18 protein-coding genes are annotated in these 21,974 nt (G+C 59.1%); 11 read left to right on the plus strand and 7 right to left on the minus strand.

Annotated features, from left to right (window positions below; all coding sequences use genetic code 11):
• Positions 1-136: 136 nt before the first annotated feature.
• Complete coding sequence (locus HDF09_RS14870) at positions 137-553, minus strand: helix-turn-helix domain-containing protein (RefSeq protein WP_183767679.1); 417 nt, start codon at positions 551-553, stop codon at positions 137-139.
• A 345-nt stretch (positions 554-898) separates the two neighbouring features.
• Between HDF09_RS14870 and HDF09_RS14875 the strand changes: the two genes are divergently transcribed.
• The 3 genes from HDF09_RS14875 (at position 899) to HDF09_RS14885 (ending at position 4,534) form a co-directional block, all read left to right on the plus strand.
• On the plus strand, positions 899-2,419 hold the full coding sequence (locus HDF09_RS14875) for a hypothetical protein (protein WP_183767681.1): 1,521 nt from the start codon (positions 899-901) through the stop codon (positions 2,417-2,419).
• A 249-nt stretch (positions 2,420-2,668) separates the two neighbouring features.
• Positions 2,669-3,760: an ABC transporter permease gene (locus tag HDF09_RS14880; protein WP_183767683.1), complete on the plus strand. Its 1,092-nt coding sequence runs from the start codon at positions 2,669-2,671 to the stop codon at positions 3,758-3,760.
• A 93-nt stretch (positions 3,761-3,853) separates the two neighbouring features.
• Positions 3,854-4,534: a DUF2306 domain-containing protein gene (locus HDF09_RS14885; protein WP_183767685.1), complete on the plus strand. Its 681-nt coding sequence runs from the start codon at positions 3,854-3,856 to the stop codon at positions 4,532-4,534.
• A gap of 81 nt (positions 4,535-4,615) precedes the next feature.
• Here the strand turns inward: HDF09_RS14885 and HDF09_RS14890 are convergent, their stop codons facing one another.
• Positions 4,616-5,329 (minus strand): DUF4386 domain-containing protein, encoded by a 714-nt coding sequence (locus tag HDF09_RS14890; protein WP_183767687.1) that lies wholly within the window; start codon positions 5,327-5,329, stop codon positions 4,616-4,618.
• Positions 5,330-5,701: 372 nt separating this feature from the next.
• Positions 5,702-6,709 (minus strand): hypothetical protein, encoded by a 1,008-nt coding sequence (locus HDF09_RS14895; RefSeq protein ID WP_183767689.1) that lies wholly within the window; start codon positions 6,707-6,709, stop codon positions 5,702-5,704.
• 166 nt (positions 6,710-6,875) lie between these two features.
• Between HDF09_RS14895 and HDF09_RS14900 the strand changes: the two genes are divergently transcribed.
• Entirely contained in the window at positions 6,876-8,555 is a 1,680-nt protein-coding gene (locus HDF09_RS14900; RefSeq protein WP_183767691.1) for a hypothetical protein, read from the plus strand.
• A gap of 67 nt (positions 8,556-8,622) precedes the next feature.
• Here HDF09_RS14900 and HDF09_RS14905 read toward each other — a convergent pair whose 3' ends face one another.
• The gene (locus tag HDF09_RS14905) at positions 8,623-9,714 is read right to left on the minus strand and encodes a hypothetical protein (protein ID WP_183767693.1); all 1,092 of its coding nucleotides are present in this window, start codon (positions 9,712-9,714) and stop codon (positions 8,623-8,625) included.
• Positions 9,715-10,201: 487 nt separating this feature from the next.
• Between HDF09_RS14905 and rplM the strand changes: the two genes are divergently transcribed.
• The 5 genes from rplM to HDF09_RS14930 all read left to right on the plus strand — a co-directional run bounded on the left by rplM (position 10,202) and on the right by HDF09_RS14930 (position 14,891).
• Positions 10,202-10,705, plus strand: a complete 504-nt coding sequence (gene rplM / locus HDF09_RS14910) for a 50S ribosomal protein L13 (RefSeq protein WP_183767695.1) — start codon at positions 10,202-10,204, stop codon at positions 10,703-10,705.
• 76 nt (positions 10,706-10,781) lie between these two features.
• Positions 10,782-11,177, plus strand: coding sequence for a 30S ribosomal protein S9 (gene rpsI, locus HDF09_RS14915; RefSeq protein WP_183767697.1), 396 nt, complete (start codon positions 10,782-10,784; stop codon positions 11,175-11,177).
• A 184-nt stretch (positions 11,178-11,361) separates the two neighbouring features.
• Positions 11,362-12,297, plus strand: coding sequence for a 30S ribosomal protein S2 (rpsB, locus tag HDF09_RS14920; protein WP_183767700.1), 936 nt, complete (start codon positions 11,362-11,364; stop codon positions 12,295-12,297).
• A 126-nt stretch (positions 12,298-12,423) separates the two neighbouring features.
• Positions 12,424-13,083: a translation elongation factor Ts gene (locus HDF09_RS14925; RefSeq protein WP_183767702.1), complete on the plus strand. Its 660-nt coding sequence runs from the start codon at positions 12,424-12,426 to the stop codon at positions 13,081-13,083.
• Between the two features lie 80 nt (positions 13,084-13,163).
• Positions 13,164-14,891, plus strand: a complete 1,728-nt coding sequence (locus HDF09_RS14930) for a hypothetical protein (protein WP_183767704.1) — start codon at positions 13,164-13,166, stop codon at positions 14,889-14,891.
• A 408-nt stretch (positions 14,892-15,299) separates the two neighbouring features.
• Here HDF09_RS14930 and HDF09_RS14935 read toward each other — a convergent pair whose 3' ends face one another.
• Positions 15,300-15,764, minus strand: coding sequence for a hypothetical protein (locus HDF09_RS14935; RefSeq protein WP_183767706.1), 465 nt, complete (start codon positions 15,762-15,764; stop codon positions 15,300-15,302).
• A 188-nt stretch (positions 15,765-15,952) separates the two neighbouring features.
• On the opposite strand from HDF09_RS14935, the gene pyrH reads away from it, so the two are divergent.
• Both pyrH and HDF09_RS14945 read left to right on the plus strand, forming a co-directional pair.
• Positions 15,953-16,657 carry a UMP kinase gene (pyrH, locus tag HDF09_RS14940; protein WP_183767708.1) on the plus strand — a complete coding sequence of 235 codons (705 nt, stop codon included), beginning with the start codon at positions 15,953-15,955 and terminating at the stop codon, positions 16,655-16,657.
• A gap of 260 nt (positions 16,658-16,917) precedes the next feature.
• The gene (locus HDF09_RS14945; RefSeq protein WP_311719619.1) at positions 16,918-18,102 is read left to right on the plus strand and encodes an acyltransferase family protein; all 1,185 of its coding nucleotides are present in this window, start codon (positions 16,918-16,920) and stop codon (positions 18,100-18,102) included.
• A gap of 1,049 nt (positions 18,103-19,151) precedes the next feature.
• On the opposite strand, the gene HDF09_RS14950 is transcribed toward HDF09_RS14945, so the two are convergent.
• Positions 19,152-20,519 carry a lactonase family protein gene (locus tag HDF09_RS14950; protein ID WP_183767710.1) on the minus strand — a complete coding sequence of 456 codons (1,368 nt, stop codon included), beginning with the start codon at positions 20,517-20,519 and terminating at the stop codon, positions 19,152-19,154.
• Between the two features lie 105 nt (positions 20,520-20,624).
• Positions 20,625-21,851, minus strand: a complete 1,227-nt coding sequence (locus tag HDF09_RS14955) for a beta-propeller fold lactonase family protein (RefSeq protein ID WP_183767712.1) — start codon at positions 21,849-21,851, stop codon at positions 20,625-20,627.
• Positions 21,852-21,974 lie beyond the last annotated feature (123 nt).

Here is a 21,974-nt window from a genome sequence, read left to right on the forward strand (position 1 = left end):
TTCACCAAGCAGCAAGGCCCGGCCCGTTTGTAGTAGGAAACTTCTCGTAAGACTCATCCGCCTCAGTCAAACGGCGAAGCTCAGCAAAACGACGAAATGGGATGCAAAATGACTCCAACAGTTCCTTCGAATGTTGCTATTGGATCAGACGTCCATGCAGAGCGAACTTCCAAACCGCCCAACCCAGAACTCCCAGCATCGTCACCATCGAGCCAACGCCCATCCAGCGTATGTTCGTCTTTTGCCCGCCGCCACTTCGGTTTCGCCGCACATTCTCAGCGAACTCCGTCCAGTCGGCATTCTGGCTATCCGCCCCGCTCTCCCGCAGGCTCGCCTCGAAGCGTTCAATCCAAGGCGACTCTTCCAGCCCCACCGCCGCCAGATAGCCGCGAACAATACCTTTTCGGAAGACCCCTCCAGGCAGCTCGCCGTACTCCCCGGCCTCCAGCGCCTCCAAATGGCGCAGCGAAACCTTGGTCTCCGTGGAGACCCGCTCCATCGTGACCTGCCGCCTCTCGCGCTCCCTTCGTAGCTCGTCGCCGAATCGTTCCATTTGGCTTCCGTCTAACCCTTATCGGCGCGAACCTGCTCAACTCCAGTCCAACGCACGTTAATTGATCGAAGAATAGACCTCGGCATTTGTCAAAGTCAAAACTACTTTTGGGGGATGCTTCTTCCGCCTACCATATTGGAACCACGGTAGTTAGAACTGTTTCCTTCGAAGTTATCCCCCAGCATTCCCCTTAAGAGGGATAGCTTTGACGATACCCCGTCCAGTCGCTATCATCGCACTTGAAGCGTCGATCGAGTAATTCCCCGGCTTTTGACGGCCACCCGCAAGCTCCGTACCTGCCAGCACACGCATCGCGGAACCGGTCCAGGTTGAGAAAGAGAATGAGTGCGCCTCCCATTTCCTGAACGCATTCCGATCGTCCCCGTATTCTTCTTTGCGGTGACCCTCCTGGTTATCCAGCTCTCTCAAGGCACCAGCCCTACCTTCGCGCTCTGCTGCTTCGCCTATATTCTTGTCGCCACCCTCGCCTTCAACCTCGCCGGAGGCTTCACCCGCACCTCCGGAGCCTTCATCTTCTTCAACTCGGTCCTGGGCGTTATCGTCGGCCTTTGCATGAAGGCTTATCTGGACGAAGCGGCAGACTCCAATCTCTTCGACCCAGAGCTCACCATCAGAGTCTTACTCGGCGGCATGTGCATGATGCTGGTCGCCGTCTATTTCACCAAAAGATCCGCCCCCCGGCATGCGCTCCTCGGAAAGATGGTCACCGACGCCAAGATGCAGACAGCTACCGTCGGCAGTCTCATCGCCGGCGTCCTGCTCAACATCGCCTTTGTTGCGTTCCCCTCCGGCAGCGGATCGGTCCTCAGCGCTCTCAACCAGCTCAACCGCTTCTGGCCTATGGCGGTCGTCCTGGGGGTCATCAACACAATCCGCCGCAGCGGCGGAAGACGCAGCGTCAACCTGCCGGTTCTGCTCGCCGGATCTTTCATGTTCGCCTTCGGCGTCCTGGGCTTTTCCAAAGAAGGCATGTTATCCCCCTTTGCCTGCTGGCTCCTGGCGGTAGCCTCTCAGAAATACAAACTCAATCGAGCGCAGATCATCGGCGCAGTTCTCACTACCATCTTTGTCTTTCGATACCTGGTCCCCTATGCCCAATACGGAAGAACCTATCGAGAAGAAAACGGCGGAGTCAGCCTTTCCACCTCGCTCTCTCTCCTTTCCAATCTAGGGTACGTCCGCCAGCAATACCTCGAAACCTCCGCCGATTCCTATGAAAACCGCGTTCTCGGCTACTACAACGACCCCCAGGGATTCTTTGACCGTCTTCAAATGATCTCGATCGACGACGCTCTCATCAACCGCACCGCGCAGTTCGGCACCTACGGCATCTACCCCGTAGAGGAAGCCTTCGAAAATCTCGTCCCTCACTTCATCTGGCCCAACAAGCCCGTTTTGCTGAGCGGAAATATCTACGCCCACGAGGTTGGCCTTCTCGGCGAAAACGACGAATCCACCGGCGTGTCCTTCTCCTCCACCTCCACCGCCTACCATCTCATCGGGTGGAAGGGGATCTTCTTCCTCGCGCCTGCCATCTGGTTCCTCCTCTTCTTCGTCTTCGAATCCCTCTGCGGTGATACGCGAGAGACCCCGTGGGGGCTCCTGGTCTTGGTTCTCTACACCCACACCGCCCCCGAAGGCGACATCGGCAACATGGTCTACACCGCCACTTACGCAGCCTTGGGGATCGTCTTTGCCGCAGTCGTCGGTGCCTACGTCGCGCCCCTCCTCGGAACCCTTTTTATCGGCCCTGAAGGTATCGAACTTCGCCGCGGAGCGTCTATCCGAAGCATCGCCGGCCGGCTGCTCCTCCCTCCGCCGCCGAAGCCGGATCAGGCACAATAGGCGTCTGTCCTGCCGGACGGGCCTCCTGCGCGGAGGGCGGTCACTTCGTGACGCGTATACCTTTTCTTGCAACCGACGATCTGCGGTGGCCCTCCCGTTGGTCGGAGGAGAAGTTGATTCCGACCAACGGGAGGACCACGCGAAGCTCAAAAGAGGCGTGCGAACGCCCGCCCTCCGCGCAGGAGGCTCGTCCGGCAGGACAGCGTCTGGACAGCGTCTAAGAGCCCATTCCCATACACTGGTACAAGAATGAACAAATTAGTTGCCGGCAATCTGGTCCACCGCCCCCTCCGCTCGCTCATCAGCTGCCTCGCCATCGCCATCGAGGTCATCATGATCCTCTCCATCACTGCCATCCTGATGGGCAAGCTCAACGGCTTCAAGACCCGCCAGAACGGCATCGGCATGGACATGTTCGTCCGCCCCAACACCGCCAGCAACCTCATCGGCATGAGCCCCGCCGGAGCCTCCATCAAGGTCGCAGACGTCCTCGCCAAAATCCCCCACGTCGTCGTCTCCGCTCCCGTCAACGTCCAGATCAACAGCTCCCTCGACACCATCTACGGCATCGACTTCAAGAGCTTCGACGCCCTCCTCCCCTTCACCTTCCTCTCTGGCACTCCCTTCCAGGGCCCCGACGACGTCATCCTCGACGACTACGCCGCCGCCGGCAAAAAGGTCGGCGACCCCATCAGCATCCTCAACCATCCCTTCCGCATCTGCGGCATCGTCGCCCACGGCAAAGGCGGCCGCAAGTTCGTCCCCATCGACACCATGGGCTCGCTCACCGGCACCGAAGGCAAGGCCACCATGTTTTACCTCCGCACTGAAGACCAGCCCAAGTATCAGGACGAAGTCCGCAAAGACATCCTCGCCACCCCCGGCATGAGCACCTACAACGTCGCCACCGCCGAAGAGTACCTCTCCTCCATCTCGCCCGACCGCCTCCCCGGCTTCAACATCGGCCTTCAGGTCGTCATCGGCATCGCCGTCATCATCGGCTTCCTCGTCATCTTCCAGTCCATGTACACCGCCGTCATGGAGCGCACCCGCGAGATCGGCATCCTCAAGTCCATGGGAGCCTCCCGCGCCTACATCGTGGGCATCGTCCTGCGCGAGACCGGCGTCCTCGCCACCATCGGCATCATCGTCGGCATCGCCGCAAGCTTCGCCTTGAGCGCCGCGCTCGAGGCCCGCTTCCCCACGCTCGACTTCGTCATCAACGTCCCCTACGTCTGGAAGGCCACCGCCATCGCCTTCATCGGAGCCCTTCTAGGCGCACTCTACCCAGCCCTCAAAGCCGCCAGCAAAGACCCCATCGACGCCCTCTCCTACGAGTAACCCGATCAAACCAACCACGTTTCCCGCCACATAGAGCGTAGACTCTCTTCACAGGCGATCTCGCAATCGCAGGTGCTGAAACGCGGTGGAAGCATGCGACTCCCGCTCTTGATTCTGCACATCCTCGGCGGCACAATTGGCTTGCTGTCCGGCACCTTCGCCATTGCCGTCCGCAAAGGCAGCCGCCTGCATCGCGCCTCGGGAAACGTCTTCACCATCGCGATGTTGACCCTGGCCTCGAGCGGCCTCTGTCTCGCGATACTCAAATCGCAGCGCGGCAATATCATCGGCAGCATCGTCACCTTCTACATGATCACTACCGCGTGGCTAGCCGGCCGCCGCAGGAACATAGGCCGACCTGACTGGGTCGCGCTTCTCGTCGGCATCGGCGGAGCCGCCGCTGTCATCACACTCGGCGTCCTTACCCTCCACCATCCCGACCCAAACGCCCCCTCTGGTATGGCCTTCTTCATGGGCGCCGTCCTCCTGCTCGCCGCCGCCGGAGACATCCGTATGCTCACTCGAGGCGGAATCGCCGGCCGACAGCGCATCACGCGTCACCTCTGGCGCATGTGCTTTGGACTCTTTATCGCCACAGGCTCTTTCTTCCTCGGCCAGCAACAGGTCTTTCCCGCTTTCCTGCGCGGCTCTATCTTTCTCACCATCCTCGCCGTCCTGCCCTTCCCCTTAATGATCTATTGGCTCTTCCGCGTCCGCTTCAGCAAGGCTTACAAAGCACAGCCCCCACCCACCCCGATGCCCGCGACTCCTTGAAGCTTCCGACACCTGGGCACTCGCGGGGGGGCCTTTATCGTCTTCAGGTCAAACTTCGCTCCAGTGCGCGGGTCCAACCTCCTAACTAACCGCCGACGATAAGCCTGTGGCGTCCAGCGCTGGTGACCTGGCGCCCTTGATGACAAGCCACAGCATAAACGCCACCTCCCCGAAAGAGGCGGGCTGAGCCCAGGTAAACACCTTGTCGTAGTATTGCGGCCACAGTATGCCGGTAAGGCTCAGGATCACCCACGCCAAGCCATCGATGGCGAGCCAGACGCCCAGCAAGCGCGGCAGAAATCGCGACCGGTACACGAGCAGCGCGAGCGGTAAGAGCCACAGACCAAAAAATATTTCGTCAACAACAAGTCCCTGAAAATGAAGATTGAGGAACAGCATAGCCAGAACATCCCGCTGAGGCTTTTCAACGATGGATAGGAAGTCAGCCCCGCGCATCAGAACGAGGGCAGCAATTGAGTTCAGCTCATTCAGAAACGCGATCGGGATCGAGACAACAACGAATGTCACCATCAGCGAGGCGTACCGCCGGTTGACCCCCTTGAGCAGGTCGTATAAAGCCAGAGCCACAAAGATAAAACCCGCCTGGCTGATAAGTTGGGCCGCGATGCCGAGGCGAAAAAGCGTCTCGCAGGCTGCAATATTGCTGGCCGTTGCCGCTGCGTCTCCGTGCACGATTAGCTTGCTGGGAACATAGACCATGGCGAAGACGCCCGGTATGGAGAAGAGTACATACAGCAGTCCTGCGAATCTGCCTGGGTTCCTCGTGGAACTCATCTTCCCTCCCTTGTTGTAAGCGGCCTGATAAAAGGGTCCCACCCGGGAGACGCCAAAGGCTGTCGAAATGTTACGCCACACAATGAAACCAGGCGATTTCGCACAGTACCTCTTGCAACAGGTCTGATCCGGATTCTGGGCGGATCACGGGCTAACCGGAAACTGACCCACTTCCAAAAAGCCCACCCCTTGACAAACCAGCCGCCCCAAATCCCCCACTTTCAGGCCGCCACCGTCCGCAAAAAAAAATTCACCACCAAAACGCGAAACCCCGCCATTGACGCGCCTTCCACCACAAAAAGACGCTGTCAAAACACCACGTTTCACCACCAGAAAACCACCTCATCACCACCATCCACCAACAACCCAAAATCAGACTGAACCCGCAGGTGCATCCGCCACCTCACCCGGCACAAACCACCACATCGCCAGCTCCGTCGTCAGGGGAGTCAGCGCCAGCGCGAACGGCAAAAAGATCCGCACCTCCTCCATCCTCCCCACCACCAGCCACATCCCCAGAAAGACCAAAGCCCCCGCCAGCATCCCCGCTCCCGCCGCCTCCACCCGCTCACGCTGCCTCACAACCCTCCCCACCGTCCACGCAAATGGCCCCATAAACAGCGCAAAGGGAAGCCACGACACCGGCGAACTCAAATTCGAAAGCAGTTGAAACACGGGGGTATTGCCATAAGTTGCCAGAGGAAACATCCGCCGCATCAGCCAGTACTGAATCCCCAGCACCACCAGCAGCGAAACCACGCTGGTCCCCGCCTGCAAGCCCCGCGGCATCGCAAACCCGCGCCCCAGCGGCGTCAAACAAACCAGCAGAATCCCGACATGCAGCGCAAACGCAACATCGGCGCGGACAAACCCCTGCGCCACCGTCAGCACCAGAAACCCAACCACCGCCACTCCCCCACGCAGAGGAACAGCCAGCAGCAACAGCGCCAGCGCCAAAATCGCCGCCGTAGGCAGCGTCTCAGGCCGTTGATACCAAAGCAGCCACGCAAGATAAAACTGCACCAGCACCAAAAATCCAGCCGCCCCAAACCACTGCCCCGCCAGCCCGGCTTCGCGGTACCTCGCCGACCGCCGCAACACCGTAAACAGCGCGAACACCGCAACCAGGCCCGCGATCACATCCACCACCGTCAACATATGCCGAAGCGCCAGATGTGTATGCTGAGCCAGAAAGTACGCCGAATCAATCACTCCGATCCGGTACTGGTTCGGAGCATTCGCCGTCCCCCCCACCACATCCATCCAAATCCCCGGCTCTGCATGAAACGCCCGACTGTAGCTCCAGTAATCCAGAAAACCCGCCGACAGAACGATAAGACTCAGCAAAACGCTGACGACCTTCTTTGGGCCCTGCTTCATCTATTCTCTTCTCGCTTCCCACTGGGGTTTGAGTGGAAGAATAGCATCCTACCCCTGGCCGTCCCGCTCTGAAGACTCACCCATGTGCAACTCCTCGCACCCATCCGTACTAATTCTGTAATACCCTGAACTCTTACAACATACTTGCGTTTAACCCTCTGTACACATGAAGCGGCCAGGCTCCATCTCGTTCCCCATTCTCCCCGTCCTCGAGGCGTCTCTCCTCCTCGCCTCGGCCATCTTCTTCATCCTGCATGCCTTCCATCTCAGCGCCGACTTCCCCAACCACTCCCCCTGGATGGACTGGGCCAAGTACACCGACGAGGGCTGGTACGGCGACGCCGCCATCCGCCACTTCCAGCGCGGCCACTGGTACGTCCCCGGCGACTTCAACCCCGCCGCCGCCCTCCCCGTCTGGCCCCTCCTCGAAGCCGCCCTCTTCCGCTTCACCGGCGTCAGCCTCACCGCCGCCCGTGCTCTGACGGTCGCCATCTTCGGCCTCATCCTCGCCACCGCCTACCTCCTTCTCCGCCGCTGGCACCATCGCGCAACCCCCGCAGGCCAGTCCCCTCGAAGAGACCTGGCCCCCGCCATCGCTGTCCTCCTTCTGGCGGTCAGTCCCTTCTGCTACGTCTTCACCCGCATGGCGATCCTCGAGCCCCTGCTCATCCTCCTCACGCTCCTCGCCCTCCTCGCCGCCTCCTACGCGACGCCTGCGCAGGCAATCGAACCGATCTCCCTGCGAGACCGCCTCCATCAAGCCCTCCCGGTCCTCTCCCTCGGCCTGCTTCTCCCCCTCATGGTCCTCACCAAGACCACCGCCATCTTCCTCCTCCCCTCCATCGCCTGGATCCTCTGGGCCCGCGCCGGCTACCGCCTCCGCCCCTTCCTCCGCCTCGCCCTCCCCGCCGCCGCGCTCGCCGCCATCACCTGGACCGCCTACTACGCCCTCCTCATCCGCCCGCACTTCCTCAACGACTACCACTACCTCTTCAGCGCCAACGGCTACACCGGCATCACCCCCGCCACCGCCCTCTCCGTCCTGGGCGACACCATCGCCGACGGCCTCTGGATCGGCAACATCCTCTACCCCCTGGCCCTTCTCGCCATCTTCTCCGCCTTCCTCCTCCGCCCCCGCCTCCTCCGTAACCCGCTCCTCCCAGCCCTCCTGCTCTGGGCCGCTGGCTACACCGCCTTCCTCGCCTATCACAACAACCTTCAGCCGCGTTACTACCTCGTCCTCGCGGTCCCCCTCACCCTGCTCATTCCCGTCGTCTTCTCCACCCTCTGGACCCGCAGCCAACCCACCTCCGAGCCACTATCACCCCTCCGCCGCCTGGCCACCGCCAGCATCGTAGCCGTCCTGGCAGTCCTCATCGTCACTGACGCCCGCCAGACCCTCCACTACGTCCGCACCCCCGACTACACCTACACCTCCGCCGCCGCCCAGATCCGCAAGATCGTCTCCGCCGACCACACCCACAACCCGCTTATCCTCTCCATCAGTGGCTCCGACCTCTCCCTCATGACCGGCCTGCCCTCCATCTGCGACGACTTCGGCACCATGGACCTCGCCGTCCGCGTCCAGGCCTACCACCCCGGCTGGTACGTCGCCTGGAATCAGGTTGACGACGACAAGATGGACGCCCTCGCCCCCATCTATCACCTCCAGCGCGTCGCCGCCTTCCCAACCATGGACGATCCCGAGCGCAATCTCCTCATCCTCTACCGCCTCGACCCCGCTATCCCCGGCACGCACCCGCGTCGCCACCGCAAACCCGTCATCCCCCGCCTCCTCCAGACCACCTTCGGCCAGCAGCCCAGCCCCATCCAGCTCGAGCACTAGCAGTAACTCACTGAAGCCGCTTTACTTACTAATCCCCAGCCCAATGCCAAACAGCAGCCTCAAACCCCTACGCACTGGACGGTTCCGCAGCCGCCGCCGGGGCGAACCGGTGATACACAATCAGTCCCATTGCCGGAACCAGCAGGGCGCTCAGCTCGGAGAAGATCCGTATCTCCGGCATCAGCCCCATAAAAAACATGCCCACAAACCAGGTGGGAATCAGAATCGTGCAGCCATAGTAGATTCCAGGGTTCCCAATCCATCTCCTCTGCAGCCATATCACCGGCAGCAGAAACCCAAAGACGCTCAGATACACAGGCCACTGTTGCGGCCGCAGCAGCATATGCACGTTCAGCATCATCCTGCCCACCACCGGAGGATTTGTCACGACCGAGCCGTAGTCATAGATGTTTGCCGCAAATCGGTGTGCCAGCCACAGCTTCAACCCTACCCAGATCGCGCCCTGCACCACCCCATGCGCCGCCAGCCGGAGAGCGTCCTTCGAGGCCACACGGCCTTCACGCGCCCGTATCTCCTGCCACTTCCAGATCAGGAAGAATATCGTCAAGAAGCAGATCGTCTCCCGGTTCAGCACCGCAATCGGATAAAGAACGTAGTAGAGCCAGTCTCGCCCACTCACCACCAGCAAGACGCCGAGACAGAAGAACATCAGGCTGGGCGTATCGTACGGAAAGGTATACGCGAGACCCCACTCCGGAGCCAGGTTTGCATAGGCCATGTAGATCAGCAGCAGGCTCATCCACCGGCTGAAGATTCTGTCCCCGGTCAGTCTGGTCAGCGTCGCCGCCGTCGCCAGCACCGCCCCAAACAGGCTCATTATCGTGATGCCGATCTGCACCAGCTGGGTCGGCTTCTGGAAGAGTAGCGGAGCATGATTCATGTGCTGCACGTGCTGCGCCAGCGCGATCACCCCATGCCGCGTGGCCAGCAGGCGAAACACATACATCATCAGAATGCGATACTGATACGGCGTCTTCTCCACCCCGCGCATGTACGCGTCCAGGTCGAGAAAGTCGATGATCATGTTGTAGGACAAGGCAAAGTGCAGGCAGATTCCCAGGGTAAACCCAACCCAGACCGCCGTCTTCCAGCGGGAGTCTGGCCCCCCGAACCAGACCGCGCTGCCTCCGTTTGCCACGATTGCTCTGCTACCTTCGGTCACCGCGCTCCCCGCCATCCGTAAAATCCCTTCCAACCCCAAATTCGCCCGATGATAGCATCGCATCCCAACCCAACCTGCTCAAAATCGTTGACTTCGCTTCGGCCGTTCGATATTCTATTCACTCGCGCAGTCTCGCGTCTGTACGTCTGTGTCAGCACTTCTCTCAGGCGAGTCAGTTCACCGAGACATCCGTGGTGGATCCACTGGGGAGTAGCTTTCTACACAGCCGCCCCTGAAGCACCCATCCCATAGGTTGTGCGTAGTCCAGCTGTAGTCCAGGCCAAGCGGGCCGTTCCGCGTGTTTGGAGAGAAATTCTCCCCTCCCGCACGTCGCCTTGCTCTGGAAAAACGTTCTTTCGAGCTTTTTCAGCAATTTTTTGTCAACGCACCACTAACCTCGCACCACTTTCTTCATGCACCACGCCGAACACTGAAGACGGCAGAAACAAGGAGTAACCCAACGATGTCCACCACCATTCCGAGTGGCAAAGATATTAAGCGCAAGTGGTACGTGCTTGACGCCAGCGGTAAGACCCTCGGCCGCCTCGCCACACAGGCCGCCTCCGTCCTCGCCGGCAAGACCAACCCCCTCTACACCCCCTACATCGATATGGGCGATCACGTCGTCATCATCAACGCCGAAAAGATCGTGCTGACCGGCCTCAAGTCTGACCAGAAGCTCTATCGCCGCTACACCGGATTCCCCGGTGGTCTCCGCGAAGAGTCCTTCATCAAGCTGCTCGCCCGTCGCCCCGAAGCCATCGTCGAGCAGGCCGTCAAGGGCATGCTTCCCAAGTCCAAGCTCGGCCGCCAGATGGCCACCAAGCTCAAGGTCTACAAGGGAGGACAGCATCCCCACCTCGCCCAGCAGCCCGTTGCCATGGACTTCCATGCCAGTAACGCGCCCAAGGTTCTCACCTCCAAGGTCATGGTGCCGGCGCATCCGGCTCACTCCCTCGAAGGCTAAGCGTCCCCTCCCGCCGTATGGGAGCTAACGAAGTTTGGGGCATCAGCCCCGGGTTTTCAAAAGTTCAAGGAGCACCATGGCAGATCTGATTCAGTACTACGGAACCGGCCGTCGCAAGTCCTCGATCGCACGTGTCTTCCTGCGTCCAGGCAGCGGCAAATTCACCGTCAACAAAAAAGAGTGTGACGTCTACTTCGTCACCGCACAACAGCGCACAGCCGCCAAGCGGTCGCTCGGCATCGCCGACATCGGCGAGACCTTCGACGTCATCACCACAGTAAAGGGTGGCGGCGTCATGGGCCAGGCCGACGCCGTCAAGCTCGGCATCGCACGCGCCCTCATGGTATTCAACCCCGAGCTCCGCAAGGCGCTCAAGGCAGAAGGCCTCGTTACCCGCGACTCGCGTGGTAAAGAGCGCAAGAAGTACGGTCAGAAGGGCGCTCGCGCTCGCTTCCAGTTCAGCAAACGCTAATTGGAGGACAGCTATTAGCTGTTGGCTTTTAGCTTTTAGCTAAGAGCCAACGGCTAAAAGCTAAAAGCTGGCTTTCGCATCACCCGCAGGCTTCAACCCTTGCGGCAAGGAGTCAAATCTCCCGTACGCGGGATCAATCCAGGCACCGGAGCACCGGTCCGGCTGTCTTAAACCAAGGAGCTACATGGCAAATATCACTATGAAAGAACTGCTCGAAGCTGGCGTTCACTTCGGGCATCAGACCAAGCGCTGGAACCCCAAGATGAAGGAGTACATCTTCGGCGAGCGCAATGGTATCTACATCATCGACCTGCAGAAGACCCTCAAGATGTTCAAAGAGGCCTCCAAGTTCGTCACTGATCTCACCTCCACCGGCAAGCTCATCCTCTTCGTCGGCACCAAGCGCCAGGCGCAGGACGCCATCGCCGAAGAGGCCACCCGCGCGGGCATGCCCTACATCAACAGCCGCTGGCTCGGTGGTCTGCTCACCAACTGGGTCACCGTGCAGAAGTCGGTCAAGCGCCTCACCGAGCTCGACGACATGTCGACCGACGGCCGCTACGAGCTCCTCACCAAGAAGGAAGTCATCAAGCTCGAGCGCGAGCGCAAGCACCTCACCACCAACCTCGCCGGTATCAAGACCATGAAGCGTCTTCCCGACGCCATCTTCGTCGTTGACTCCAACAACGAAGCCATCGCCGTCGCCGAAGCCCGCAAGCTCGGCATCCCGGTCGTCGCCGTCGTCGACACCAACTGCGACCCCACCGTCGTCGACTACGTCATCCCCGGCAACGACGACGCCCTCCGCGCCATCCGCCTCTTCACCACGAAGATCGCCGATTCCGCCTACGAAGGCGTCCAGATGGTCTCCGAGAAGGCCTTCGCCACCGAGTCCGCTGACGTTCAGCCCCTCGCCGTCTCCCCCGAGTACGTCGGGGAAGAGGGCGAGTTCGAAGGTGCCGAGATCCACGCCGCTGCCGAGCCCACCGAAGCTGCTCCCGAAGAAGACGAGACCGTCGACCTCGCTGCAGTCCTCGGCGGAAACATCCGCAAGGCTCCTTCCGCCGCCTCCGAGCCAGAAGCCGAGTCCGAGCCCATCTCAGCCCAGGCCGCGGTCTAGCACCAACTATCGTGCCGAAAGGCAGCGCATTAGCCGTGCCGTAACCGTCTCTTGTTATTTTGGTGGGGCGCGGGCATCCAGCCCGCGCCCCCTTTCGCAGAAAACCGCAACTCAAGGAAACTCACAATGACTGAAACCGCCGTAAAGATCGACGCAAAACTCGTCAAAGAACTCCGTGAAAAGTCCGGCGCCCCCATGGGCGACTGCTTGAAAGCGCTGCAGGAAGCCCGCGGCGAAATGGAAGCCGCATTCGTCGTCCTCCGCAAGCGCGGAATGGCCTCAGCCGCCAAGAAGGCTACCCGCACCACCAATGAGGGCGCAGTAGGAACCTACATCCACGCCGGCGGCAAGATCGGTGTTCTGCTCGAGCTCAACTGCGAGTCCGACTTCGTAGCCCGCACCGACGACTTCCAGGAGCTGCTCCGCGACGTCGCCATGCACATCGCCGCCGTTGATCCGCGCTTCGTCAGCCGCGAAGACGTCACCGAAGCCGACCTCGAGCGCGAGAAGGACGTCTACCGCGCCCAGGCCGCAGCCTCCGGCAAGCCCGCCGAGATCATCGAGAAGATGCTCACCGGCAAGCTCGCCAAGTTCTACGAAGAGTTCTGCCTCCTCGACCAGCCCTTCATCAAGGAGGCCTCGCAGACCATCGGCCAGCTCATCGCCTCGAAAGTCGCGAAGCTAGGCGAGAACATCAGCGTCCGCCGCTTCGCCCGCTTCAAGGTAGGCGCCACCGACTGGACCGTAGCCCAGGCCAAGGCAGCCCCCACCACCGAAGAAGCTTAACGCTAGGTGCCGCCTCTAGTCAGAGGCGGCATTATGATAAACGAGAACTTTGACGGGAAATCTGCTTTGACTCGGATTGCATGCGACCCTCTGAAACCTCTCGTTTCAACGCTCTGCTGTGCGCACTGGCGCTGATCGGTTGCGCTTTAGCAGCGCGGCCGTTTGTTGAGACTGGAATTAGCGATGACTGGTCGTATGTCCGGACGGCTCAGCTGCTGGCCCAGACTGGTCACGTCGTTTATAACGGTTGGGCGGCGATGTTGTTAGGGTGGCAATTGCCGGTCGCCGCCCTTTCCTTTAAACTTTTCGGATTCTCGTTCACAGCCGCGCGGATGTCGATGCTGGTCATTGCTGCTGCGACGACGTTTATGATTCAGCGGAGCTTTGTCCAAGCAGGTCTAGCTGAGTGGAATGCTACGCTGGCTACGCTGACCCTGGTGCTGTCACCGCTGTTCCTGCCACTATCGCTCATGTTTATGACCGACGTGTCGGGACTATTTGCTATCGGTGTCTGCTTCTATGGTTGCTTGCGCGCATTAAAAGCCTCGAGTTCGCATAAGAGTGCGGCTTGGATCAGCTTCGCTGCTTTATTCAATGCCGTAGGAGGAACGGCACGCCAAATCGCGTGGCTGGGCGTGCTTGTAATGGTCCCCTCCGCCATGTGGCTACTTCGGCGGCAAAAGAACGTAGTCATCGTGGGAATGGCTGCGCTCACGGTAAGTATCGCGATTATTTTTGGTTCGCTCCATTGGTTTTTGCTTCAGCCGCATACGCTCTCCGAGTCACCTTGGATCAAATTATTCAGCTTGGCTGTGTGTCGGGTGCTGCTTTATCAGCTTCTGCGAATCATCGTGGGTGTTTCGTTTCTGATGCTTCCGGTATTGTTCGGATATCTTCTGGCGCTGCGGCGAAGTCGCCGGCAATTACCTGCTGTACTTGCGATCGTTATCTTGGGAATGTGCCTTGCGAGGATGTTGCAACTACATTCGTTTCAGGGGATTGTCCCATGGCCAATCCCGCCGATCTTTGCCGGTGGCATTGTCTCCAGCGCTGGAATTTGGGAGGCCTCACCGATATTTGGAACGCGGCCAGAATGGTTGTCGTGGCATATTCGACTCATAGTGACGGCAATCACTCTGGTTTCCCTGATTTCGACAATCTTGGTAGTTTGCTTTGGAGTTCGCAAACACCTTGGCAACAAAGGACAAGAGGATATTCCATGGAGGAGCCTGCTCGTTCTTTCGTTGCCGTTTCTGATGGCCTATCTGCTCCTGCTGGCACCAAGGGCTATAAGCACCGGCCTCTTTGATCGGTACCTGCTGCCGATTTTGTTGGTGATTTTGCCGCTCGCAGTGCGATATTATCAGGAATTCATAAGTACACGGCTGCCGTTTTCAACTTGCGCTTTTGTCGTTTTCGTCGCGATTGTCACGGTTGCCGGCACTCACGATCTCTTTGCGATGTTCCGTGCTACGCTTGCTGCGGCTGCGGAGGTGCACGCTTCCGGTGTTTCGGAAACTGCGATTGATGCAGGGTGGGAATACAACGCTCTGACTGAACTAAATGCAGTAGGTTTCATAAGTTCTCCTCCTAACTTGAAAGCAAGCGATCTGCCCAAGGGACCTAACCTGTGCCCGCAAGTATTTGCCGCAGTCTTTCCGCACGTACATCCGCAGTACAGCATTGCTTTTGACCCCAACGTATGCGGAGGACGTGCAGACTTTGCACCTGTTACCTATTCCATGTGGCTGCCTTGGCGGAAGGTGACAATCTTCGTCGTTAAAAACCCTATAGCGCAGCCACACTAAACACGACCCGCTGCACCAGATTCGGTTCGAGTCTTTGGGCTTTCAGTTTGTGTAACAACGGAGGCCGTCCAGAAGGACGGCAGGAAAGAGGGCTCTCGTTAAAATCGCGGACAAGCACATCGCATGTTACCTTCCTGGTCGTCGGATGAGCCACCGCCAAAATCTTCTTGTCAGCGACTATCTTCGCTGGTTGACCGGGAAAGCGAAGAGATTCAAACGATTGCAGCAACCCCAATGGGGGCGATTCCTCTGTGTTGATTGATCTGCTGCCCCAAGATACGTTTTGCAACCTGGCTTTGTTCCTCGCCATGTAGTATCTGGAGAAATACAAACTCGCCAGCCCCGCCACAGAGCAAACAAAAAGAGAGGAGCATCCTCGCTCCCCTTCTTCGCTTCGATCAGCCACTCTTACTCCCAGCGAGCCGTACGCGCTGCGTTATCCACGATCGTGTGCGCATAGTCGATATGCCCGATCGCCCGATCCCTCAGCCCATGCGCCTGCGGAACATCCTCAGCGTGCTCCAGATCCCGATGCGCCGCAAACAGCAGTTCGTTAGCCTTCCGGAACCGGTCATGCGGGCTCAAGCGCGTATCAATCTGGAACGGCTCGTTCAGGCTCTTGCCGTCATCGATCGCTGCGCGTTTGATCTCATCGATCGCCGCATCGATATGCTTGATCGCATCATTATCCTCACGCCTTACCCTGTCGTAGGCCCATCCATCATTCAGATAATGCCGCGCCGCGCGAAGATCGCTCAGTGCATGCAGATAAGCCGGGTGAGGGCCCGGGACCTCTCCGGCCTGCATCGTCATCGGCGCTGCCGCCGCAATAATTCCAGCTGTCAAAACCATCAAACGGACTTTGTTAACCATGTACATTCTCCTTGGGCTACGTCGTATCGTGCCCGCACCCTGCAAGACCCACCTTACCCCGCAAAGTTGTGCACAACGTTACAAGTTCCCTCAAAGTTGTAAACAAAATCCAGCTTCGAGCCGTCTATTGCCACGAATCGAGCCAGCCCGTAATCCTCCCCCCGCACCATGCGATACTTAGTTCTGACATGTACAAAAGAGTCCTCCTCAAGATCTCAGGCGAAGCTCTGGCCGCAGGCAAAGGTTTTGGCATCGACGCCGTCTTCATCCACAAAATCGCCGCCGAAATCGCCGCCGTTCACGCCCTCGGCTGCGAGATCGGCATCGTCGTCGGAGGCGGAAACTTCTTCCGCGGCGTCGCCCAGCAGGCCATCGACATGGACCGCGTCGCCGCCGACCACATGGGCATGCTCTCCACCGTCATCAACGCCATCGCCCTCCAGGACGCCATCGAAAAGCTCGGCCTCTTCTGCCGCGTCATGTCCGCCATCGAGATGCACGAGGTCGCCGAGCCCTACATCCGCCGCCGCGCCATGCGCCACCTCGAAAAAAATCGCATCGTCATCTTCGCCGCCGGCACCGGCAACCCCTACTTCTCCACCGACACCGCCGCCAGCCTCCGCGCCATGGAGATCAAAGCCGACATCCTCCTCAAGGCCACCTCCGTCGACGGCATCTACACCGCCGACCCCAAAGTCGACGACACCGCCACCAAATTCGACCAGATCACCTACAGCGAGATGCTCCGCCTCAACCTCCGCGTCATGGACACCACCGCCGTCTCCCTCTGTCGCGACAACAACATGCCCATGATGGTCTTCAGCATGCGCGAGCCCGGCAACATCGTCCGCGTGGTCAGCGGCGAAAAGATCGGCTCCCTCGTCACAGCCTGAACCTACCTTCAGAAGGAACTGCCCGCGATCCGTTGTTTTTATCCTCCGCAGCGTTTTTGTTGTCCTCTCGCACCCTGAGCATAGTCGACCGGGGGGAGAGATCCGCTGTTCTCTCCCCACCACCCGCCGACACCACAATTGCTCAAACCATGCAAAATAACTCATCCTCTGCAAACTCCCTGCGTCCAATCGCAGGAAATTGCGTCTAGATAAACTAGAGAAAGCAGACTCCGCAGCATCCAACAAGCAGGGAAGACCGTGTGAACCTAAGCCTTCTGGAACCAGAGATCGAGCAGCCGCAAAGCCTTGCCCCGCCGCCCGCGGCCATCACCACCCGCAAGCCGCAGCTCCCGGCGCTCACCGGAATCCGCACCCTCCTCGCGCTCTTCATCATTCTCTTCCACTTCACCCCGCCGCACCTCGGCCTCCTCTATCCCATCATCGACAACGGCTACGTCTTCGTCGGCGTGTTCTTCCTCATCTCCGGCTACGTCCTCACCTACAACTACGCCGACCGCGCCAACACCCTCATCAAGCGCGAGTTCTGGCTGGCCCGCTTCTCCCGCCTCTACCCCATCTACCTCCTCGTCCTCCTCATCTCCTTCCGCATGGTGCAGGACGAGTGGCACGCCCGCTCCCACTTCGAGTTCTGGCAGGGAATCATCCTCACCCCCCTCGTCCTTCAAGGCTGGAGCCCCTCCGTCGCCACTTTCTGGAACACCGTCGCCTGGACCCTCTCGAGTGAAGTCGTCCTCTACGCCGCCTTCCCCTGGCTCATCCGCCTGCCCTGGCCCAAAAGGCCGGCCCAACTGGTGCTTCTCCTCCTCGCGCTCTGGGCCATCGGCCTCGTCCCCCACTCCCTCTACCTCTGGCTCAACCCCGATCACATCGTCGGACCGGTCGACCGCTACAGCTCCACCCAGTTCATCCGCTTCCTCAAGTACACCCCGCTCCCCTACGTCTGCACCTTCCTCATCGGAGTCACCTTGGGCAAGCTCCAGCATGCCCTCACCATCACCTCGCGTCAGCGCCTCCTGCTCTCCTTCGTCAGCCTGGCGCTCGTGGGAGTCTTCTTCTACACCCTCGTTCTCCGCACCCCGTACCTGCTCATCCACGGCGGCCTCATGACCCCCGTCTTCGCCGCCCTGGTCCTCGGCCTCAGCGGGCCTCATGCCATCTCGGCCCTCTTCTCCTGGCGTCCTCTCCTGCTCATCGGCGAGAGCAGCTACTGCCTCTACCTGCTCCACTTCAACGTCTTCCAGCTGCTCCACCTCTACCATGTGCCGGAGCGTCTCCACCTGGCCGCCCTTGACCCCTGGCTCTCCTACGGAATCCTCATTCTGTTAGCTCTGGCAGCCTTCCACTTCGTCGAAACTCCCGCCCGCAAGGCCATCCTCAGCCGCCTCTCCAGCAAAACCCGTCCGCTCTCCCCAATCGCCTCCTAGAGTTCTGAGTCTAAAGTTCGTGGGCAAAACCACCTTTGTAGTTCTATTTTGTGGCCCATTGCTGTCACACTGAGCGAAGCCGAATCCCCACATGAAGCTGGAGAAGCCCCGTATCTGGCCTTTGGTGTCATCCTGAGCGCAGCGAAGGGTCCCGAAGAGCTCAGACCTATCCCGAACCGCCAGTCCCTTTCCCACCCACCCCCCTTCACGCCGTTGTCTGTTCTTTATCCCTCGCCGCGGTTTGTGGGTTGTGACCTTCAGATTCAGGACCCTGGGAGCTCTCCGCAGTTTGCCTGCACCGTGAGGCAGAAGCGGCGACCGCTGATGTTTTGGTCTTGCTTTGTCATCCCGCAGGGATCTGCTGTTGTCGTTGTGTTGCTCTTGTAGTTCTACTTACCCTTGCCATCGATCCCCGAAGATCCTGTCAAGCCCCAAAGAAGCAAATCACCGCGCCAGACAAGGACAAACGCGTGGCGTATTAGTTTCGCTCCCTCCGCTATACTTGAAACAGAGATCAAAGAGATGCCCTCGGACGATAATCCGAGGGCATCTTTGTTTAGAAGAGCCAGGTTTAGAAGAGCCAGCGTGAGAGGGAGGGCAGTCAGAAAGATTATCCGTAACCCATTGATTTCAAATATTTTAGCAACAAACCATTCAGAATGAATAGTTTGCAGACAGTGATGCCTTGTAAATAGTTGAAAACAAAAAACTTACGCACAAGATACCCCTCGGGGGGGAGGGGGGTACCTCATAGAATAAGCATCGGGATAGGGGAGGCAGGAGAGATACGAAAGAGTGACGTTAGAGGCTGCTGAAAAGGTCTGTTTTGCCTAAGGGCACGGCTTTAGCCGTACCGCAAGAGCTTGGGTCGCATTACGGCTTTAGCCGCTGCGGCCGCCTTTCGTCTTCGGAGGGTATTTTTTCATCACCCTCCTTAGCCTCCTCAAGGAACATCTGAAGAAAACTGGATGAGTGCCATTGGTCCAAAGCAACGAGCGCAAAAAAAGCCCCGTTGCAGCGGGGCTTTTCGCTAACACACAGCAGGGAGGCTATTCGACGATGATCTGCGTCGGATGCGATCCATTCGCCACAGCCACGGCACAGCTCGGCAGCGCGCCCGAGGGGAACGGCGTATTCTGCACCTGCTTCAGCGTGCCGTTTTGCGGAGCCAGTTGAAACGCCGAGACATCGCCTTCGAGGCTGTTCGACGTATAGAGGTAGATGCCCAGTGCCGGCTCGATCGCAACGCACGTCGGACCCGTACCCGTAGCCGTCGAAGCAGAACCGACAGCGCCTGTCGGATTCCCCGAGGTCTGATCGATCGTATACGCGCCGACCGTACCCGAGGAGAAGTTCGCAACATACAGGAACTTGCCCCGAGGATCGATCGTCACACCCACCGGGAAGATTCCAGTGGCGAACGGGCTGTTGTTCATCGGAGTTAGAGACCCATCTGAATTCACCGTACTGCCATACAGTTGATTCGTCGCCTGATCGGTAATGTAAACAAACCGGGAAGAAGGATCTTCTGCAATCGCACTCGGTGTCGTTCCCGCGCCGTATCCGGTCGCCACCGTCTTGCCCGTGTTATCGGTGGTAATCGTAGTTCCGGGAGTAGGAGTCAATCCGCCCGTCGAAGGGTTCTGCAGGAAGCCCAGAACCGTTGCCTTGGGTGTGGTCGGTGTCTCTTGATCGATCACATACACATAGTTGGTCAGTAGCCCGTTGTTGGCAGTAGCGGAGGGTGTCGTCGACAGTATGCAGTTCGCAGTGGTGGTACTTCCGGCAGGCAATGGCTGACAGCGCGGACGACCCACCACAACACCGACAGGGGTGTTGCCAACCGGAACGTAGTTCAGAGAGGTCGTGGTTCCAACCGTCGTATTCGTTACCGCCGTTCCCAACGAGCCGTCTTTATTGATCGGAAAGATCGTAATCCCACCCGGCCCAGGTGCACCGGGGCCATAAAGCTGCTGTCCCTGTGGCCCGAGCTGGTACTGGAACGTGACATAAAGGAAGGCACCCGCCGCATCCATCGCAACCGAGGTCGCATTGCTGCCCGTGATGTTGTAGGTGTTCTGCAGGTAGATCTTCCCGTCGGTTCCGATCGAGTACTCGCCAATGGTCGAGTCATCGTGATTGACGACATACAGATTCAACCCGCTCGGCGAGGCCACCAGGGTCACCGGATTCCGGCCCGCCGGTATCGGTGAATCCGCCAGCGGCGTCAACGAACCGATCTGGTAGTCCACCGCGTACGCATTGATGCCACCGTTTGGAGAGGAGCTCGTCAACGGTTTCGCAGTAGTCACATACACATACGCCAGCGTGTAGTCGCGGCTGCACGCCGTTACGCTCACCAACGCAAAAGACAATATCGAGGCCACTGTTCCGCGACCCATCTTATTCCACTTCATGCTTGCCTAACTCCGGGGCAAATCGTTTCCGCCCGTTCCTGCTGTCCCGATACTCAGGATTCCTCGAGACATCCTGTCCTGGTTCTCCAGCTGCCGTACTGCCAGCTAGTCTACGTTTCCGCTTACTGCTAGGCACGTCGCCTGTCCGGTCGCCGTGAACTTCGATCCTCGCTTCAGGTCTTGCAAGAAGCCTTGCGTCGAGATCGACTTACCAGTCACAGTCCCATCTCCGTTTGACGTGTAGATATATTGATTCGACGGGTCCTCTACCATGCAAACCGGCCCTGCGCCCACCGAGTAAGGGTTGTTGCCCGGATCGATCGCCAGCAGAGTTCCGTTCGTCTGGACTTGGAACGCCGAGATCGAGCTGTTCGGATTAGTGGTATCGGTCGTCGACTGATTCGCCACATAGACGAAATTCTTCGCGGAGCCCGCTCCGCCAACCAGCGAGTAAACGGGATTCGCCGCCGGAGAGATATTCGCAACCGGTCCGCCCGTGATCGTGTTCAACGAGCACGTAGTGGCCCCAACGGTGAAGGGAAGAAGCTGTCCCGGGCTGTTCGTATTGGGTGCACCCGCATCGGTGATATACACCCCGCTTCCGCCGGTAATAATCGATGTCGGCCGAACCGCTCCGGAGTTGAACTTCTGTGTCGTCGTAAGAGTCAACTGACCAGCAGTTCCAGTCGCGTAAGGAGAGATGGACTGATCAGCCGAGTTCAACGTAAACAAACATCCGCCCGAGACCGCCATCATCGTCGGCGTCTCGCCAACGGGGAAATAGGTCAGCTGCAAGCCGGTCGCAGGATCCTTGATCTGCTGATTCAGTACCAGCGTCAGTCGACCCGTATTGGGATCGATCGAGAACACCGTAATGTCACCATTGGCGGGAAGAGGCGCACCATCGAGCGAAGGTGCCTGCTGATCGAGAACATACAGGAAGTTACCGGTAGTATCGACCGCCGCCCAGACAGGGGTACTCCCCTGGCTGGTGAAACACTGCTGGAAGGTCAACACGCCCTGTCCGCCAACGCTGAACTCGCTGATGCTGCCGGCACTCCCGCATGGTAGATTCGACGTCGGTCCGTTCCCGCCGCCCTTATTGACCACATAGATGAAGCGGCCGCCAGGCTTCACCACGATCGATACTGGGTCCGCCCCGCCAGAGGTAAACGGCGAGTGAGGCATAGCCGTCAGGTTTCCCGTAAAATCATCGATCTTGAAGCCGGCGATCTGGTTGTACTGCGTTCCAAGAACCCACATGAACCCGATCGTGCCGCCACCGCACGCCGTCATGCCCAGACCCATCGCTACGGACACTACCAAGGCCATTGAAACCCGGCCAATCCTGCTCAACTTCATGCGCTTCCTTAATCCTCGCCAGTGAACGCTTTCCGTCCACCTTTTGCTGCGAGCAACTCTGTAGGGTACGATTCCTTCGCTTATTGTAGAAGC

Origin of the sequence: Edaphobacter lichenicola (genome assembly GCF_014201315.1) — a bacterium.
GTDB lineage: Bacteria > Acidobacteriota > Terriglobia > Terriglobales > Acidobacteriaceae > Edaphobacter > Edaphobacter lichenicola_B.